This window comes from Fibrobacter sp. UBA3718, from assembly GCF_002371935.1.
Taxonomy (GTDB): domain Bacteria; phylum Fibrobacterota; class Fibrobacteria; order Fibrobacterales; family Fibrobacteraceae; genus Fibrobacter.
On sequence record NZ_DFHR01000004.1, the window covers coordinates 17,838 to 37,443 of the forward strand.

Below are 19,606 nucleotides of genomic sequence, written 5' to 3' on the forward strand. Positions count from 1 at the left end.
TCGTAGATTTATTTAATTCCATTTTTTAGAGACATTTCTAATCCATCAAGGGTTGTCTTCAATTTTGAATACAATCCTTCATATCGTTTGTCTAGAAATTCCTTTAAAGTCGTTGTTCCAATAACGCAATCTAGATTTGGTAAAATTCCTCTTACATTCTCATCGTTAGAATATTTTGAGTAATCCATATCAAGAATTAATTTGTTGTCATATTGCGTTATGAGCAGCATGTTTAACGGAGAATTAAACGGATTATCTGCTTTTGTTCGAAGTTCTTTAGTGGTTTGGCTAATTTTTTTCTTCGGATCTGAACCTAACGGATTTATGTGATGTATTTCCAATTTTCCTTCATAGAAAACATTTATATCATCATTGTCGGATTTATTATTCTTTTTATCTACAAAGAAACTTTTATATCCAAATCCCCTACTTAAATAATATTGGCAAATATAATCAGTCATGCTCTTTGACGGATATTTTTCCGTTTCTGCAGCTCGACACATCGTAAGAGTTTCCTTATCCGAGTAGAATTTCTTATTCAATACATCAGTTCTAAATTCTTTCAGATAGGCAAATTCACTTACAGGCGATGAGGATGCAATGTAAGACTCAAATTTTTCAATAGAACTAAGAATGTCTATTTTTTGATTTGATGGATACATCCACGCAAAAATGCTTATCCAATACCAGTACTCAAACAAATCGTGCATCTTCTTGTTTTTAAAGAGAGATTCATCCGCGAAAAAATATGCAATAACAGTAAGCTGCGCCTTATAATTAATGGCATCAAATTCCCGAATACCACATCTCGTCTGAAAAAAGAATAATGCTCTGGCTATAGCAACACATGTAGATTTATAATTCTTCATGACATCTTCAGCCGAAATTTTCAGAATTTCCGTTTCTTTTGTCACTAACGGCGTGAAGTACTTGTCTGTTTTCTCTCCTTTTATAGCTTTTGCCGAGAATTTTTTTCCTTTGTTCTTGTGCGTTAAAAGAGCCAAAACATCCAAGAAGACGCTTGTAAACATTTTCTTCATTTCCCCCTTTGATGTTATTACATTTGCAATATCAAAAGGATTGTATGACACCTGATTCTGAATAAGCGTTTGCATTTCAGACGAAAGCACATTCTTATCAAATTCAAAATTCGTATTTAGAGAATCAAGAAGTTGTTCGTAAAAATTTTTATCATCTTTCGTTCCGACTGTTGCAATAATCAAATCAAGAATGCTTAATTTTACTCCACCTTGGTTTAAATTGCTATAGATATCAATAGCTCGAGCCTTGTCGGAATTCTCCACCTTAATTTCTTCAAGTCCAATTTCACTCAAGCATTCTGTGAAATAAGCGGACAATGCATTTGTCCACATATTCTTAGCAATATCCTTCTTTTTTCCTTTATGGTGATTTGCAATTTGGTCCATTATACTTGCCCGGAATTCTGCAATTAAGCCCTCATGTCCATTAATAAATTGGAGCGGGAAACGGTAGAAGTTAGCTCCAGTTTCATCAGGATTAGGGGAAGTACAATATTTATAAATATCTTCGAAAATTTTTTTGTTTGTTATTTCAAATGCTTTCTGTTTCTTTTCTACATTCTCTGATATTTCAAACACATATTTTGAATCAATGACAGCATTGATTTCAGAACTTGAAAAGAATCTTTCTTTAAATGAAAGATTTCTCACACCAAAAATATCTTCACTATTTTCATTATCTTTTGCAGGAAATTTCACAAAATAAAGACATAATAAATCATTTGACGCAATGTCTTTTTCAGCATTAAAAAAGTTTTCAAAATAATATGTTGAGAATCCCGCAAGCAAACTTGTAAATCGCTGTTGTCCATCGATTAAATAATCAACTTTTTTCTTAGTTTTTTTGAGAATTCTGCTTCGTGGTCTTGCTCCAATTTGTTTGCAGTTAAACTTATCATCTTGTGATTCTAGGCTAAGAATGCTGCCAACCGGTATTTTTGCAAGAATACTTGCATACAATCGTTTCATACGATCCTGTTCCCATACAAACCCTCGTTGGAAATCCGGCAGAACCAAATCATTAGTTTTAATTCTTTTTAGGATATCTTTGAAATTCATAATTACATTCTCCTAGATTATAAATTTTCTTTCAAAAATGACATGGTCTTTTTCAACAAAATAAAGTCTTCATCTCTCGTTAAAGCGCTACAACTAAATCTCACAGTTCCCGAAGGGAACGTTCCTAACGTTTTATGGGCAAGCGGAGCACACTGTAGTCCACTTCGAATAGCAATATTCTTCTCGGCAAACACACTTGCCGCAGTATCACTTGGCAATCCGTCAATTACGCAGGAAACTATGCCCACATATTGATTACTTTCATTATCACCAACGATTTTTACAAAATGATAAGAACGAAGGATTTTCAGCAATTCTTTTCGTTTTAATTGTTCATGCTCCCATAAATAATCCATTCTCTCATCTAATATCCAACCCAAAGAAGCATGCAATCCAGCAATTCCGGCAATGTTAAGGGTCCCCATCTCATATCGTTGAGGTATGTCATTAGGCATATCCTGATTGGCGCTTTCAAAACCGGTACCCCCAAATAAAACTGGGATCAAATCAAAATCAGGCTTCATCGCAAACCCGCTAATTCCTGTTGGCCCATAAAGCGTTTTATGTCCGGCAAATACGGCAAAATCGATTGTTTCCAAACCGACATTAATATCAACTAGGCCCGCAGTTTGCGCCATATCTATAACGGTAACGGCGTTGCATTTTTTCGCCATTGAGCAAAGCTTTTCTACTGGAGAAATAAGACCTATCACATTGCTTGCATGGCTCACCACCATCAAATCGGGAGAATCTTTGGCAAATTGCGCCAGGATTTTTTCAAAATCGTAGGTTAGATTCTCCTTGATGGAAAGGAGTCTCACATTAATTTTCCCTATTTTCTCATAATGGTGAAGAATCCTTGTCACTGCATTATGTTCAAATGGAGATATATACACATTTGCTCCTGCAGTCATTTTGCCATCAAGAACGCCCTGCAAAATCATATTCAAGGCAATCGTAGCCGAAGGCGTGAATACGATTTGTTTATTTTCGCAATGCAGCAGTTTTTTGAGACGATTTCTGGTTTCAGAAACCATCTTGCCAGCGCCTATCGAAAGTTTGTGGTTTCCACGTCCAGCATTTCCACCACATTCCCTATAGAATGAGTTCATGTATTCATAAACGCATTCTGGCTTAGGGAAAGTTGTTGCAGCATTGTCGAAATAAGCCATCAGTTGTTCTCTCCACACATTTTTTGAAGGATGTCCACAACAACCTGTCTTTTTTCCGCTGCAGTCATTGCTTGTCCCATTGTATTAAGGGCATCTTCCATTTTATTGAAGAGCAACCGTGAACGAGGCGACAGATCGACTTTATTAAACGTCTTTGTAGATTCACGGCCTTTTTCGTCGGTAAACGAAAGCCTATAGCTATTATCGCAATTCCGTTTATCAGAATCTTTATAATTTTCTGCGGTAGTTTTGCATTCCTTCAACTTCACTTTAAAGGAATCGATTGTGTTATAATTCCAATCAGCAATTCTCAATCCAGTCAAAATTCCAGCAAGGCCTTCAATAAATTTTGTTTCGTCTGCCACGTTTTGATAGAAAAGATTCAGCATCCTATCAGTTATACCATCATCAAATACATTGTCAGAAGCATTCTTATCAAGTCTCTTAGTCCATTCTTTGCATATAGAAGGCACTGAGGCTTTCTTTACTTGCTGATTAGCGAAAACAATTCTTGTTGTATCTAAAAGTGACTGCTTTAGTCTAATTACTGAATCATCGATGTCCTTTTTGGCGTCAGATAACTTCGTAAGGACATTTTTCCCACATGAGGGTTTTCCCGTAAACACCATCGGAATTCGTTCAAAAAGGAGCTCTTCACTACTTACATTTTGCGTAAATAAATTCAGAAAATCGACAAGAGTTTGGTTAGTCTTTTGGGAATTTGCCTTTGAATAAATTTCTTTCGTGTACTTAGGCAAATCGAGATACCAACGATTCATTGCAGACGCCAATCCATCAATTTCAAGCGATTTCATCTCGTAAGGGGTAAGCCACCAACCAAATAAAGTTTTCATATCATGGATATACCTTTCTTTAGTTGCATCCCAAGATATGTATGTCAGAGTATATGAATCAGGATTTTTATTTATCTGGTTCAAGGTCTGCGCAGAAATTTCTACAGAACCATTTTCATTATGAATAGAAATAGACTTTTTATGGCAATGCAAAAACGCAGCAATGAATATCGGAATTACTCCTTTTCTCATGCCGATTTTTCCACCAGGAGATGTCAATTTTCGATACAATGCGCCAAAAGAAACTTTATTTTTCTCCGCAGCATTATTGACAAACCCTTGTAACGCATCAATAATGGGCTTTACAACGGCGACATCATCCTTTTTCTGGAAATCAAAATTTAGTCGTACATCATTCTTTTCATTAATCAACAGCCCCGTATTTACCAAAACACTACGCATAATGAACACGTCAGGGCCCGTCCCGGTCAAACCAAGATTGTATTCTAGTTCATTTCTTAGTAAAGCAGAAATAACCTTATCTCGGGCGTTTTCCATTACTGTTGTTGGAGAACTTTTGTTGATCGCCTCATTCTTGATAATTGGAGCCTTTGAATAAATATTTTCACAGATTTCAGAAAGTTTTTCAGAAAGTTCCGATTTTCTACCAATACAGGTGTCTTCTCCACAATAAATATATGACGAAGCATTTCTCTCAGCTCTGATATAATCGGCAATAAATCCGTACAACACTTCGCTCAAATCATCTATCACGACTTGATATTCATCTTCTAGAGCACTGTCGCCATGAGATTTCTCGCGCAGAGCATAAACCGCACTATATTTTTTTACGGTACTTTCGATTTCGTTATACTGCGTGGGAACAACAAATAAAATTTGTCTCTGAGCAGCAGAAACTTGCTCGACCAAAGCGCGAATCTTTTTTATTGAATTTTTTCCACTTAATACGACTGCAATAACTTGACCATCAGAGCTACTCTCGGCATATTTGCTTTGCCAGTCCGCATCTTCTATGAATTCTTTATCAGAAACAAATATGAAATCAAACCATCGAGTCATCTCATATTTGTCATTATACCTCGAAGGATATAAATACGCACTTGTATTAAACTCGTTTAAAATATCACACAAGTCAAATTTACTGCGCTGACGTTCAATTTCATCATTTATTGTTTTATCAATATCAACACCAGAGGATTCTTTCAATTTTAAATAAGAATTACTCTGCCGCAAATAGACGACGAATTCTTTTTCTACAAGATTGTCAATAGCTAAAAGAATATCTTCTTCTGTGTATTCATTTTTGTAAATGCGGAATATTTCTTCTTTAACCGGCTTGATCTTTTCAAACTGTTGCAGGATATAAAGCAAGCACAATGTTTTTATGATTTTACATTCAAGAACCTTTTTCTTCCCAATTTTATCCAGAGCGCGACTTGCCAATAAATAGACATCGCGAATTTCATTATTGTAGATTTCCTTCTTGAAAAGTTGTTCAAAATAATCAAACAACAAATCAGGAGTTACCAACTTAAAATCAGAATCGTTATATCCATTTAAAAATGCAGAAAGTGTCGAATGTCCTTGCGCAGACAAGAAAGTAAAAAGAGTTCTTTCATTTTGAGCGATTTGCTCTGAAAGTCGCGGAAGAATAAAAACGCTGACCGGATGAAGCGGATAGCAATCTAGTAGAAGTTTTTGCACTTCATCGGGTTTCATTTCATTAAACAATGGGTGCTTACTATATAACGCAAACAAGTCGTCAAATTTTTTGTTTTGACTTTTCTTAAAGCGATTCCAATCAGCGGGTTTCTTCTTAATGACTGATGATATTATCTCATATACTTGTGTAAAATTATTATTCAGCAAAACATGCTCAAATCGTTCCGAGATACCTCGCCACCCATCTGTTTTCTGTTTCGGAAGTTGGTCAATATAATTTGCGATCTCTTTATGCGAAATAAGCATAAGGTGCATCTGCGTATCGCCACTTCTTGAGCACTTTTCTGCAAAATCTTGCAACATCTTCGTGTCGCTAACACTTGCTGTAGATATGTTGGCTTCAAGATACTTGCTAAACTCGTCGTACACAACATAAAGACCGGTCCATTTTGAAGTCCTTTTTAGCGCTTTAGCAACACTTTCGTATAGGTCAACAACATCAAAACCTACAAAAGGATTAAAAATACTTCCGGCTGTCAATTCAGGATAAATCTGCTCAAATTGCCGGTACGCATTCACGTCGAAATCCTGTAGTTTTTCAATGAATGCTTTGGTAGTTCCGTTTATTCCTTTTGCAAATGCTTTAAATGTTTGAGGATAATCTTTTTCCCATTTTTGAATCGTTTTTATTGCCGCCGCATAATTGGTTTCCGGCATAACATCCATCAGGTTATTATCACTCAAGGTTTTCTGCAAGGAGAATATAAAGGCCTGATGCAAACTCGTGCTATTGCCAGAAATAACAACAGGTAACAACTTGACCTTTCCGCTATAATAATTTTTCAGCAGCGCAGATAGGCGATTATTTTCTTGGAGTTTTTCATTTAAATGAATGAATAAGTCACGATTCTTTTTCATTAACAAAGACAGAATCGTAAGTACAATATGACTTTTGCCTTTTCCGTAAGCACCAATTAGAATTCTAGCTCGATTAGTTGCACAATTCTGAGTGCTTTCAAGGATATCTTCTAACAAAGACAACGACGATCTTGTTGGGATAAAATTCCCCAATTTCTCTGTATTATGCAAATCATATTCAATATTTACAGAATACTGGAAACCACTTGCAGTTTGAATCATCTTGCTCATAACATTAAGCCCTTTCATTTGCAATGGATTCGTAATACTTTTGAACGCAATCAATGTATTGTAGTTCTGGATGCTTAACCCTTACAACATCCAACCCTGCCGTTCTAATAATCTTCGCTTCGCCCAGTTTTTCAATATTTCGTAAAACTTCAAGCAATGTTATAGAATCAAGATTAAAAGCCTTTCCAATACTTTCTGAAGTCAACAACAAGTCCTTCAGTAGAATTTCCTCTGTCCCGCAGTGTTTCTTCTGAATTAGAGCAAGAGTAATCCAAGGGTTAAAAGATGAAGCGCTCAGAATATTCTTTCTATATATTCCATCTCTTTTATTCAGAATTTCAACAAGGTTCATCTCACCAAACGGACAATCGATATTACTTTCAGCAGAAACCTTTGCAGGATTCAATTTATAACGGGGAACATACGTTCCTACAATGCAGTTAAAATCATCTTCCAGAGTTCTCGTGGTTCCAGATTCTTTTTCATCTTCACCAATATTCATTGAGATGTAGCTTCGAATAAAATTCAGAAAATCTTCTTGTGTAAACTCACTCATCAAGAATTCATTGAAAAACACATACCAACTGGTGGCAAGTTCTTTATTCGTAGCAAGTTCATAGTGAAGCAACAAAAGCGTTCCCAATTCCTCAATATAACGATCGTTTCTACGAATTAAATTTCCCAAATCCGTAAATTTCTGCACTCTCTTTGTTGCCACATTTTCGTATGTGATGCCAACAGCCTGTAACCAGTAACGAAGAGATTTAACCATGTTGCTACCAATTCCAAGCACATCCATCGGATTGTTTTCTTTATCTATAAAAACACGACCCTCAGTCTGCTCTACATATTTGATTCCCTTAGAAAGCCAGCCTTTACGGATAAAAAAAGTTTCATGAGCTCTAAACTTCATCTAACGAACCTCTTTCGTTTTCAAATACTTCCCCATCAAACATCCCATTGCTAAAACAGATTGGTTTACACACATTTTGCAATGGACGCATTTATTTTCATCAATGTGATATCCATCAGCAGTTATGCTAATCGCACCTGCCTTGCACACGCTTTCGCACTTCAAACATTTTCTGCAACCATTAAACTTCCGAATCTGATAAGCAATTTTTCTTTGCAAATCGTCATGATCCGCAACATTCATTGTTCTTATCTTTACAGCATGTTCAAAACCATCAACGGTAAATGGTTGGAGAGAAATGATTGGAACATTTGTACGGACATCAAGTACAAGAACTTCATGAAGAAGTTTTCTACCTAATTCACGATTAATCTTTCCGAACGGCACAAACATATTCACGAGTTCGTCATCAAACGGACGTACTAATCTGTAATTTTTCGCATGGTCTTCAGCGGTGCAATTCGTGAACTTAATTTTGACATCGTCTGCAGCGGCCAAACCGTTTCCACCTTGGCGTGCTTTCCATGCTCCCGAATCCACATATTCTTCTGGATCGGGCTTTCCGATTTTTTCCGCAAAATGGATTAAGAAGTCTCGCCATTTCTTAGAATTTTCAGGCATGTAGATTCTACTCAAAAATTGAGCACGCTGATTGTTATTCGGACAACACCAGCAACCTACGCGATCGTATCCTAAACGATACGCATCGTTAAAATCAACATTCTCCGCCAAAAGATAAAGCCATATATCGATATCTTTCCAGTCAATGATTGGAGAGGCCACTGTTTGCTTTTGAATTTTAACGGATTCCTTGCCGCTTTCAACACGATTGTACTTGCTTCGGCTAGCGCTTTCTGCACGACGAATCCCGTAGAAGGTCAATATTTGCTGATTCCTATACAGCGAATTCAGCACACGTGTAATCGGTCCTGTTTTGAACATGGAACAACACCAACGCATAATTCGTGCCGGAGGCCCAATGTCTTCGCAAACATCCATAAAATTTTGATCTTCATTGATAGAAGTTTCAAAAATTGCAAACGGATGGTCCTTCTTAAATCTCTTTGCGTATTCAACCGTTTGCGGAAATTCCAATGTCGTGTTTCCGAAAATATGAACAAGACTCGGATTGCCAAGCGCTTTCGTCACAATATCCGCTGTAACAGTAGAATCCTTACCACCAGAGAACGACAAAACAATATTTTCTTCGGGAAAATTGGAAGCTTCTCGCTTGATAAACGAGTGCGCTTCGCTAATCAAAGCATTTAGGCGATTTTTGTTAGCAGCAATAAATTTGCTTGTGAAGTCTTCAAAACACGCTTGAACTTTCTTAGATTTATTGTCTTTTTCATTTTCCTTAATCAATGCGGAAAGGACATCGCAATCTTCCGTTCGGAAAGTTTTCGAAGGAATAGATTTCATCTTTCCATCGATATAATAGCGACTGTCTAAAGCCCACACAGAGCACTCCGAATACTTCAAAGGTTGATTGTGAGCTAATAGGAGTTCCAACAGCAGTCTTTCCTCTGGAAAGACCGGACGCAAATCTGTTGATAGGAATGTTGTTGCTGAATGACAAAGCGGACATACGCTTTTGCCATTAACGCCATTAATCTGCTCTGGAGGCGTGATTATAGGAACACGACAGGATTGACACCAAAAAACCTGCGCAGATAGAAAACCGGAACTTTCATGCAGTTCCTCATTATCAATACGCAATGATGACTTTTTCTTCGTCAATCAAACCTCTGCCAGCACGCTCTTGTACTGACAGTTGGCAGCGCATTTTCATGAAATAGAAAAGGGGCGCAGGTCCACCTGTCTTAGTCCGAGGCTACCGCTAAGTGCCCAACAAAGAGACAGGCGAAACGACCCACGCCCCAAAATCTTCTCCCAATTCGGGAAAAGCATCGCCAAAGGCGAATAAAAGGGCAATGCACCATAAACCCGCATTGCTACAGGTATGATACAATGGAACACGCCGCAAAACGGCATGTCCGCGTGAGCGTTGCCTTGTTCCTCTTTGTTTGAAGTATTAGCGGTATTTCGAACTAGAGAACAAGAGCAAAACTCTATTTGCTTGAAAAATACATAATAATTTTGACAGTGGAGTGCCACGACCCGAAATCGGGAGCCGCTTTAGCAAAAATCACCCAAAAAACCGCGTTTTTCAGCATTTTCTTCCGATTGTCATAATCTGACATTTGCGGTATGTATATTTGTAAGGGCGAGGTTCTATGCTGACGACATTCCTTATAGTATTGGGAATTTTGGCCCTGTTCGGGGCTGGCGACGCAGGGGATGCATGCGCCATCACGCTGCTGCTGAAGATCGTTCCATTCCTGATTATCGTGGGGATTGTGGCGTCGCTCGCGTTCTGCGGAGGGTAAAAAGGAACTTTTCAGCCCTTTTTATCAAAAAATGTTATTAAAAAGGGCTATATTGCACTACCTTTTTAGCAACATTTTGGTTATATTTATGAATATGAGATACCTGACCCTAGACAAGGCCCTCGAAGCATGGCGTAAAATCCAGCCTATTTCCGACGACGACAAGGCAAGGCTTGCCCGCCGTTTTTCGGTGGATTTCAACTACAACAGCAACCACATCGAGGGCAACACGCTCACCTACGGGCAAACCGAAATTCTTCTGCTCTTCGGGAAGGTCATTGGCGAAGCAAACGTAAGAAGCATACAAGAGATGGTCGCAAGCGAAGTGTCTCTCAAGATGATGGAGGCGGAATCCCGCATCAAGGAATCGCCGCTCACTCAAAACTTTATTCGAGGTCTGCACCGAACTCTTTTGCGCGAGGATTATTCTGTGCACCGCACCCTGCCCGACGGGATGCAAATCGGATACACGGTTCACGCAGGGCAGTACAAGACGCGCCCGAACAGCGTCATCACTCGCTACGGCGACAGGTTCGAATATGCGTCACCAGAAGAGACTCCCGCCCTGATGACCGATCTTGTTGATTGGTACAACGAGGCTGAAAAAGAGGGAAAGCTCTCGCCTATAGAATTGGCGGCGCTGTTCCATTACCGTTATATTCGAATCCACCCGTTCGAAGACGGAAACGGACGTATTGCACGATTGCTGGTGAACTATATCTTGGCAAAGCACAACATTCCGATGATCGTCATTCGGAGCCGCAAAAAAACGGAATATCTGGAAGCATTGCACTCAACAGATTTGGCTGTCGGAGTCACACCAAGTGACGGAGCAAGGGCATCGATTCAAGCCATCAGCCCTTTCCTTCGGTACTTTCGCAACCTGGTGGCGCAGGAGGTTTATGCGGATGTTTTATTCGTGACCAAGCGCGGAGAAAATCTCTGGTGGTACGACGGCGAATGCATCGAGTTCCGTACGCCGAACTACGGAAAAATCTTGAACATGATGCAAAGCGAACCTGTGCTGACACTGGCCGACATACAACGTAAACTTGGTTTGCAGCCAACCTCTGTCAAAAAACTGGTGCAGAGCCTTATAGACAAACACTATGTCGAAAAAGGGAAAGACGAAGGTTCCTGGCACGTATTTATTGTGCCGTCATGCTAAAAAAAGCTATATTAATTCTCACTGGGCTGGTCGAAAGACCCAGGTCCATCTTTGGCGAGGAAGTTCCTCGCTTTTTTTGTACAGTATCACTTGCTTTTTCAACCATTTTACCGTGCATCAAGTTTAAAACGCAAGTAGCGAGTGAGCAGAAACTGCGAAACGAGACCTTAGACCTCGCCGCATAGTTTTCTCCGAACTTGCAACATTTTCCTCCGAACTCACGATTCTTTGGTGACAAAAGCCCGGGCGTTGCGGGCGCGGCGACTGAGCGCCCGTTAGAAGGGGTAGCGGAAGACCCGACCAGGGTGGGATATAACAAAAGATCCCCGACCAAGTCGGGGATGACATTTGGGGCGGGGTCGGGGCTGGAGCGAGGGGGAATCCTCCCCCTTTATTATTTAACCACAATATTCACGAGCTTGCCGGGCACGACGATGGACTTCACGACGGTCTTGCCGTTCATAAATTCCTTGACGCGATCGTTGTCCATGGCGAGCTTTTCGAGGGCGGCCTTGTCCATGTCCTTCGCGACAGATGCCTTCGCGCGGACCTTGCCGTTCACCTGGAACACGACTTCCACGGTGTTTTCCACGGCCTTGGAGTGGTCGGCTTCCGGCCAGGCGACGTTCGTGAGCGATTCGTTGTGGCCGAGGATGCTCCACATTTCTTCGGCGATATGCGGGGCAAACGGGTGCAGCAACTTGACGAACGTTTCGCACGGTTCGCGGTAGCGCTTGTCCATCTTCATCATTTCGTTGTTGAAGATCATCAGCTGGCTAATCGCGGTGTTGAAGCTCATGTTCTCGATGTCGTTCGTCACCTTGATGACGGTCTGGTGCATCACCTTCTCGATAGCTTCCGGAGCAGTTTCGTCAACGTAGACCGGAGCGGCATCGTCGTCGCCCACCACAGAGCGCCAGGCGCGGCCGAGGAAGCGGTTCATGCCTTCAATGCCCTTGGTCTGCCAAGGCTTCACGGCATCAAGCGGGCCCATGAACATTTCGTACAAGCGAAGGCTATCGGCACCGTAGTCGCGAACAACGTCATCGGGGTTCACGACGTTCTTGAGGGACTTACTCATCTTCGCCACAATCTGCTTGAGCTCGATGTCGGTTCCCTTCTTGAAGAACTTGCCGTTCTTTTCTTCCACTTCGTCGGTCGGGACCTTGGAACCAGCGGCATCTTCGTAGGCGAAGGCAAGAATCATGCCCTGGTTGAAGAGCTTCTGGAACGGTTCGTCGGTAGAGACGAGGCCGAGATCGAACAAAACCTTGTGCCAAAAACGGCTGTAGAGCAAGTGGAGCACGGCGTGTTCGGCACCACCCACATAGAGGTCAACCGGCATCCAATACTTTTCAAGTTCCTTTGCAACAAATGCGTCGCCGTTGCAAGCGTCAATGTAGCGGAGGTAATACCAACAAGAGCCAGCCCACTGCGGCATGGTGTTCGTCTCGCGGATACCCTTGCGGCCGTTCTTGTCGGTCACCTGAAGCCATTCGGTGGCGTTTGCGAGCGGAGACTGTCCGCCGTCACCCGGCTTGTAGTCCTTGAGTTCCGGCAACAGCACCGGCAGTTCGGCATCATCGACGGTAGAGATTTCACCGTCTTCCCAGTGGATAATCGGGAACGGTTCACCCCAGTAGCGCTGGCGGCTGAAGAGCCAGTCGCGGAGCTTGTAGTTCACGGTGGCCTTGCCGATCTTGTTGGCTTCGAGCCATTCGATGACCTTCGCGATGCCCTGCTTCTTGTTGAGGCCGTTCAGGCAAAGCGTGTCGTTCTGGCTGTTGATGTAGGTGCCGTCGGCAGCCCAGCAGGCTTCACCGGCGAGAACCTTCGGGCGAACGTCTTCGGGGCAGCTTGCATCGGGTTCCATGATGCAGATAACCGGCAGGTTAAACTTCTTCGCGAAATCGAAGTCGCGGGTATCGTGGGCGGGCACGGCCATGATGGCGCCGGTGCCGTAGCCGGTCAAAACGTAGTCGGCGACCCACACCGGAATCTTGGTGCCGGTGAGCGGGTTCACGGCATAGCTACCGGTAAACACGCCGGTCTTTTCCTTGGCGAGTTCGGTACGGTCGAGGTCGCTCTTCAAAGCGGCGGCGTGCACATATTCTTCCACGGCGGCCTTCTGTTCGGCAGTCGTGAGTTCCGGCACCATAGCGTGTTCCGGGGCAACGACCATGTAAGTTGCACCAAACAGCGTATCGCAACGGGTCGTGTAAACGCGGAGCTTCTTTTCAGTCGGCTTGCCGTTAGCATCGGCGATTGCAAAATCAACTTCGGCACCATAGCTCTTGCCAATCCAGTTCTTCTGCATGTCCTTCACGCCCTGCGGCCAGTCGAGTTTGTCGAGGCCCTTCAAGAGGCGGTCGCCATAATGCGGGATGCGCATGAGCCACTGCTTGAGGTTACGGCGTTCAACTTCCTTGGTGCCGCACTTTTCGTGAGAACCGTCGTTCAAAACTTCTTCGTTTGCGCAAACAATCTTGCAGTGCTTGCACCACCACACCTGAGCGTCGGCGTAGTAAGCGAGGCGCTTGCCGTCGCGGTACTTGCGGACTTCGTCCTTACCCTTGGCTTCAACATCGGCCGGGATCGGGAGTTCTTCGATGGGGCGGCCCTTCTGCTGGTCTTCATCGAACCAGGTGCCATAAAGGCGCTTGAAAATCCACTGCGTCCACTTGTAATACTTCGGGTCGGTGGTGTTGACTTCCTTGTTCCAGTCGTAGCTCAAGCCAAGGCGCTTGATTTGGCGGCGGAAATTGTCGCAGTTCTTCTTGGTCGTAATAGCCGGATGCGTACCGGTCTGAATGGCGTACTGTTCCGCGGGGAGGCCGAATGCGTCCCAACCCATCGGGTGGAGCACATTGAAACCACGGCTGCGCTTGTAGCGGCAAATGATATCCGTTGCAGTGTAACCTTCCGGGTGGCCCACATGGAGGCCTGCACCACTCGGGTACGGGAACATATCCAAGCAGTAATACTTCGGCTTGGACTTGTCTTCGCCAGTCTTAAACGTCTGATGTTCTTCCCAGTAGGCCTGCCACTTGGTTTCGATCTCTTGCGGATTATACTTTGCCATGATTTATGTCCTTAATTTTTTCAGCGGGAAATCTAGAAAAAAAACAATCTTTTACAACAGAGAATTTTCAGGAAGCCCTTTCATACCGGCACCTATTTTTTTAAATTTGGGGCCATGAAGTTGTTCAGGGCATCCATCGTCATCGTTTTTCTGGGATTTTTCTGTTCCTTTGCCGCCGCTCAGGAATATGAAGCCGAGGTCGATTCCGCGTGGATTGCCTCGCAGAATGGTGGCAGCACCGAAATGAACGACGGGAATGACGAACAGGCGCCTTCCTGCATAGGAGACGGATGCGATGAAGCGGTCAGCGAGGCTCCCGTTACAAACGACAACACAGAACCCAGCGCAGAACCCGAGCCTCAGCAGCCAAAGGCCGTCGCCCAAAATGACGACGAGGAAGAAGACTGCACCCCCGCCGATTCCCTGCTTCCCGAATGCAAGGACAACACCACCACAAGCGACGATGACGACGAGGACGACGACACCTACGACCGCTACATCAACGAGAATTCCGACATCTCCCGCGCAAGCCGCGAAGGCTTCACCAAGGCTATCGAACTGGGATTCCGCCTCGGAGCGGGCATCAACAAGTCCTTCGGGCACAACGCCGAAGACTGGAACCTGGGTATCGAGGTGACCGGCGGCCTGATTGCGCAGATGAACATCGGCAACGGCGGTCTATCCTCCGTCGTAGAACTGGATTTCAGCTACCGCCGCTACAACTACGAAGCCGAATTCGTCTACGACGACTACAGCGAAAGCGACGAAGCCACCATCAGCATCGCACTCTTCGAAATACCCGTCATCCTGCGCTACGCCATCAACGAGGGCAACTTCTTCGTGGGGCTCGGCTTCGACCTCGGGCTCAAGCTCACCGACGTCTCCACGTTCAAGCAAACAATCGATACCAAGAAGGGCATCGAGGAAGAGGATCCCCACGACAACACGCTTCCCGCCGCCCTTCTCGAACTTGGCGGTATCGTGGACCTGGGCTACTTCATCGCAAGAAACGTCGCCGTCGACGTGAGGTTCCTGCAGAACTTCACGAACCTCCTGAACGAAGACGTCATCGCCGAAACGAGCATGCTGAAGACCACGCTTTACGGCCTGCACGTGACCGTCGGCGTCTCCTTCCTCCTCTAGCAAAACTTGAAACAAAAAGCCCCAAAAAGGAGCCATTTTCATGGTTTCTACGGGCCTTTCCTAGTAAAAAAAAGTTTGCCAGAGTCTTTTTCGCGAAAACATTTTTATTTTACACGAAAGATTTATCAGGTTAACCTAGGTTCAACTTCGTATTTATTATTATTCTAGCATGCAATCGAAAGTCCTCCCCTTCCTGGTTTCCGCCCTGCTGCTCTCTTCGGCATCTGCATTTGCAGTCGATTTCGACGAATTCGACGACTCCTCCGAATCAACATCCAGCAGCGGTTCCGGAAACGAGACCTACGACGGTTCCACTGCAAGCGAATTCGCGGGCGACGAAGATTACGCCGCCGAATATGCGCAATACCGCAAGGAGAAGACTTCCAAGGCCGAAATCAACCGCCAGCGTACCGAAGGCTTTGCGCGCGCCATCCTGTTGGGTGTCCGCGGAAGCGCCGGCATCAACACGTTCTTCGGCGGCGAGACCGAAGGCTGGACTATCGGCTACCAGGGTGCAGCAGGCCTCATGGTCCAGATGCCGCTCGGGGTCAAGAACCTGAGCATGGTGCCCGAACTCGTATTCAACTACCGGCATTACAAATACGCTATCGACACCGATTTCGGCGACAACGACGCAAGTCTCGACATCATGCTCTTCGAAATCCCGCTCATCGTGCGCTACACCTTTGTCGACTACAACATTTTCGTCGGCCTCGGCCTGAACCTCGGCCTTGCGCTCACCTCCTCTTCCGAATTCAACCAGAACATGGATTCGGGCGATGACACCAGGCGCGATAACACCATCAAGACCAACAGCTTTGAAATTGGCGGGACCGCAGATTTCGGATACATGCTTACGCGCTGGGTCCACCTCAACCTCCGCGTGACGCAAGGATTCACGAACCTTCTCAACGCAACCATCAACGCCGAGCGCACGTTCGAAAACTCAAACTTCCTCACGTTCTACGTGACCGCGGGCGCAAGCTTCATGTTCTAGCGGCTGACCTGCCGTTTCAGCGCCGCACGGCGCAGCTTCACGATTTCACGTTCGATCAGGAACTTTTCCACCGGGAAGAAGCTTTCGTGATCCTTGATGGCATCGACGTAGATGGCGTTCGCAAGTTCAGACTCTCCCGCAAGCATCGCGATGAGCAGCGCATTGCGCAGGAAGAACTCGTCCATCGCCTTCATCTCGTACTTCTCGTAGAAGTCCGCAACGAGGCGGGCCGCAGTCTGGTAATCCTTGGTGCGGGCGCATTCCATGATGTTGAACTCGTCGACAAACGATGACGGGAAGGCACCCTCGTTCACGAGCGTGCGGACCTTCACGTAGACCTCGTTCGTATCGCGGGCTTCCAGCGGGACCCCGCGGATCCACTCGATATAGTCGACACGGAACTTGACCCACAGGGGTGAAGATTCCGCAGCGGCCGGCAGTGCAGGCATGGCCGAGAGCGTCGAAACGGAATCGGGCTCGCTGTGCGTAAATCCCCTCGCGGAATCGAGCTTCGCCTGCACGTCGTCGAGGTAGGCGTTCAGCGCGAGCTGCTTGTAAGGGTCAACCGCATTCTGCATCATCTGCTTCACGCGGGCGGGGCGGCGCAGCGCGTTCTCCGCGGAATCGAGGTATTCGGGCCAGCACACTTCGCAGCTATCGAATACCTGCACGATATGCGCCTGCGAATGTACGAAGCGGGCTTCCTCCGCCTTGTTGTCGACCATCGGGGTGAATATGCTGTTCGGGGCCACACCGTCCATGAGCGACTGCACCATCTTGGAAGTGAACAGGAAGTTCTGTTCGCCGAAGAATTCCGGGTCGCGGTGGATGCGCTCGAATTCCTTCACGAGCGTGGAGTCGGTGCTGAAGCGCGAAATCGCCTTCTGGTAAACGGGCTCGTCGCTTGCGATAATGATGATATCGGGTTCCTCCGGCGCCTTGTACAGGCTCACGTACGGAAACGCGACATCGAGCGCCTTCAAGATGTTCAGGAACAGCTGGTCGTTGAACTCGTAGGTCTGTATCCACTGCACCCACAGGCCACCCGGCTTGATGTAACGGCGCATCTTGGTGTAGAACTCGTGACTGAAGAGGCTTGCCACGCCGGAGACCCACGGGTTGGAGGGCACGCTGATCATGAGGTCATACTTGCGGCGGTTCGTGAGGAAGAACGTCTGCGCATCGTCGATGTAGATATGGATGCGCGGGTCATCATAACCGCGGGAGTTCCACGGGTAGAATCCCTTCGCGAGGTCCATCATCTCCTGCTCGATTTCCACGCAGTCGAAATCCTTCAGGAGCGGGTCGGCAAGCAGGTAGTGTGCGCCCATGCCGCTTCCGAAGCCGACCATCGCGGCATCGTAGGGCTTATCCTTCACGGCCATGGGCATGAACGCGGTCGCGGCCTGAGTCAGTTCGTCACCCTCGATGGGGCGCGAGCGGTCCTTGCCGAGGCTCGCATCCGCCTTGCCGTTCGTCTTGATGTAGTAGTGCACGTTGGATTCGTGGAAACTGATGGTCGCCGTCTTGCCGTCGCGTACGATAATCTTCTCGTCCGGATGGAGGTTCTTGTAGGCACGGAACGCGCCCGAGGTAATCAGGTGCGGGTCGAAATTCACGAAGATGGAGGGCAGCACCATGAAGGCGCAAATCACGTAGAACGCGACGCTGTAGCGGAAGCGCTTGCGATAAACGACAAGCAACGCGAAGCCTATCGCGAAGTCGAGAACCGCGGCGAGCACGAGGGCGCCCTTGAGCTGCAGCAGCGGGAGCAGCAGGAGTCCGCCGCCAGCCGAACCGAGAATCGAGCCGACGGTGTTCCAGCCGTAGACCTTGCCGATCGGGGCTTCGCTCTTGAAGGCGCGCGTGAGGATAATCGTAATGAGCGGGAGCGTCATGCCCGCAAAGAAGCTCGTGGGAACCATCCACAGCACGGAGAGCGCATACTTGAAGAGGCTCCAGCAAACGTAACCGTCATTCGTGGGGTTGAATATCTGGTTCGCCTCGTTCATCATCTCCCAGAACGGCTTGTGGAAGTAGAGCGTGCAGAGCGCGAAGAACGCCATCAGGATTTGCGCCATCGAGAGCACGACGAGGGAATCCTTCTTCAGGAGCTTGCCCGAGACGGCACTGCCTATGGCAAGCCCGAGAATGAACGCCGAAAGCATCTGGTCGAAGCTGTGGCTCGACGACCCCATCAGGAGGCTCAGCAGGCGAATCCACACGATTTCATAGACAAACGAAGTGAGGCCGGTGATGCCCGCAATCCAGAACCAGGTAGACTTCGGGGGCATCGCAAGCTTGTGTTCTGCCGCGTAGTCCTCGTTCAGGGGCTCGCGGGCAACACTTACCCCCTCGGCGGCATCGCCTGGAAGTTCATCCTCGTCATCCTCGTGGTTCGGCGACGTGGTAAACCCAATATACCCGAAAATAGCGGCAAGCAGGAAGTTTATGGACGCGGCTACACACAAGGTAACGTGATTCCCGAGAACCGGGATGAGCATGTAGCTCGTGAAAAGGATGCCAATAGCGGAACCGAAACTGTTCGTGAAGTAGAGCATCGGGAGCGAAACCTCCGCGCCGCTCTTGCGCATGAGACCCGCCGCAATGAACGGGAAGGTCATGCCCACCGCAATAGCGATCGGGAGGGTCGAACCCGTAGCGAGCACAATCTTCGCTATTTCCGCGCCCGTGAACCCGAGGCCCGCCACCCATTCGCTATCGAAGAAGAATCCCGTGAGCAGGTTGTAGAGCGGGTGGTAGGCCACACCGCCAATCCCGATGGCAAGTTCCACCGCGGCATACCCGAGCAGCGGGCGCCTCACCTTCTCGACCATCTTGCCCGCGACAAAGCTGCCTATGGCAAGCCCGCCCATGTAGATGCAGAGCGTGAGCACCTGGCCGTAACTGGAATGCCCGAGAAAGAGTTTGAGGTACCGCGCCCACGAACCTTCGTAAATGAGGCCAGCGAACCCGGAAAGGGCAAACAGGAAATAGATGAGAACGTTCATGGGCT

At 46.2% G+C, this 19,606-nt stretch carries 11 protein-coding genes; 4 read left to right on the forward strand and 7 right to left on the reverse strand.

The features are described 5' to 3' along the window. Positions 1-8: 8 nt before the first annotated feature. From B4A77_RS00820 to B4A77_RS00840, 5 genes are read right to left on the reverse strand one after another with little or no spacing between them, the layout of a single operon-like run. A complete protein-coding gene (locus B4A77_RS00820; protein WP_290737400.1) occupies positions 9-2,099 on the reverse strand; it encodes a DUF262 domain-containing protein in 2,091 nt (696 codons plus the stop codon). Positions 2,100-2,116: 17 nt separating this feature from the next. Further along, positions 2,117-3,271 carry an aminotransferase class V-fold PLP-dependent enzyme gene (locus B4A77_RS00825; RefSeq protein WP_290737402.1) on the reverse strand — a complete coding sequence of 385 codons (1,155 nt, stop codon included), beginning with the start codon at positions 3,269-3,271 and terminating at the stop codon, positions 2,117-2,119. Beyond that, positions 3,271-6,897, reverse strand: coding sequence for a hypothetical protein (locus B4A77_RS00830; RefSeq protein WP_290737404.1), 3,627 nt, complete (start codon positions 6,895-6,897; stop codon positions 3,271-3,273). The genes B4A77_RS00825 and B4A77_RS00830 overlap by 1 nt, the downstream gene beginning before the upstream one ends. Before the next feature lie 4 nt (positions 6,898-6,901). Next, complete coding sequence (locus B4A77_RS00835; RefSeq protein ID WP_290737406.1) at positions 6,902-7,810, reverse strand: DUF4007 family protein; 909 nt, start codon at positions 7,808-7,810, stop codon at positions 6,902-6,904. Then, positions 7,811-9,529 carry a phosphoadenosine phosphosulfate reductase family protein gene (locus B4A77_RS00840; protein WP_414654899.1) on the reverse strand — a complete coding sequence of 573 codons (1,719 nt, stop codon included), beginning with the start codon at positions 9,527-9,529 and terminating at the stop codon, positions 7,811-7,813. It lies immediately after the preceding gene. Positions 9,530-10,047: 518 nt separating this feature from the next. On the opposite strand from B4A77_RS00840, the gene B4A77_RS00845 reads away from it, so the two are divergent. Then, a complete protein-coding gene (locus tag B4A77_RS00845; RefSeq protein WP_290737410.1) occupies positions 10,048-10,200 on the forward strand; it encodes a hypothetical protein in 153 nt (50 codons plus the stop codon). 94 nt (positions 10,201-10,294) lie between these two features. Then, positions 10,295-11,368 (forward strand): Fic family protein, encoded by a 1,074-nt coding sequence (locus B4A77_RS00850; RefSeq protein ID WP_290737412.1) that lies wholly within the window; start codon positions 10,295-10,297, stop codon positions 11,366-11,368. Between the two features lie 394 nt (positions 11,369-11,762). Here B4A77_RS00850 and leuS read toward each other — a convergent pair whose 3' ends face one another. Beyond that, entirely contained in the window at positions 11,763-14,450 is a 2,688-nt protein-coding gene (gene leuS, locus B4A77_RS00855; RefSeq protein ID WP_290737414.1) for a leucine--tRNA ligase, read from the reverse strand. A 114-nt stretch (positions 14,451-14,564) separates the two neighbouring features. On the opposite strand from leuS, the gene B4A77_RS00860 reads away from it, so the two are divergent. Continuing rightward, a complete protein-coding gene (locus B4A77_RS00860) occupies positions 14,565-15,593 on the forward strand; it encodes a porin family protein (RefSeq protein WP_290737416.1) in 1,029 nt (342 codons plus the stop codon). A 169-nt stretch (positions 15,594-15,762) separates the two neighbouring features. Continuing rightward, complete coding sequence (locus B4A77_RS00865; protein ID WP_173380959.1) at positions 15,763-16,590, forward strand: outer membrane beta-barrel protein; 828 nt, start codon at positions 15,763-15,765, stop codon at positions 16,588-16,590. Here the strand turns inward: B4A77_RS00865 and B4A77_RS00870 are convergent. Continuing rightward, positions 16,587-19,601 carry a fused MFS/spermidine synthase gene (locus B4A77_RS00870; RefSeq protein WP_290737418.1) on the reverse strand — a complete coding sequence of 1,005 codons (3,015 nt, stop codon included), beginning with the start codon at positions 19,599-19,601 and terminating at the stop codon, positions 16,587-16,589. The genes B4A77_RS00865 and B4A77_RS00870 overlap by 4 nt on opposite strands. Positions 19,602-19,606: the final 5 nt, after the last annotated feature.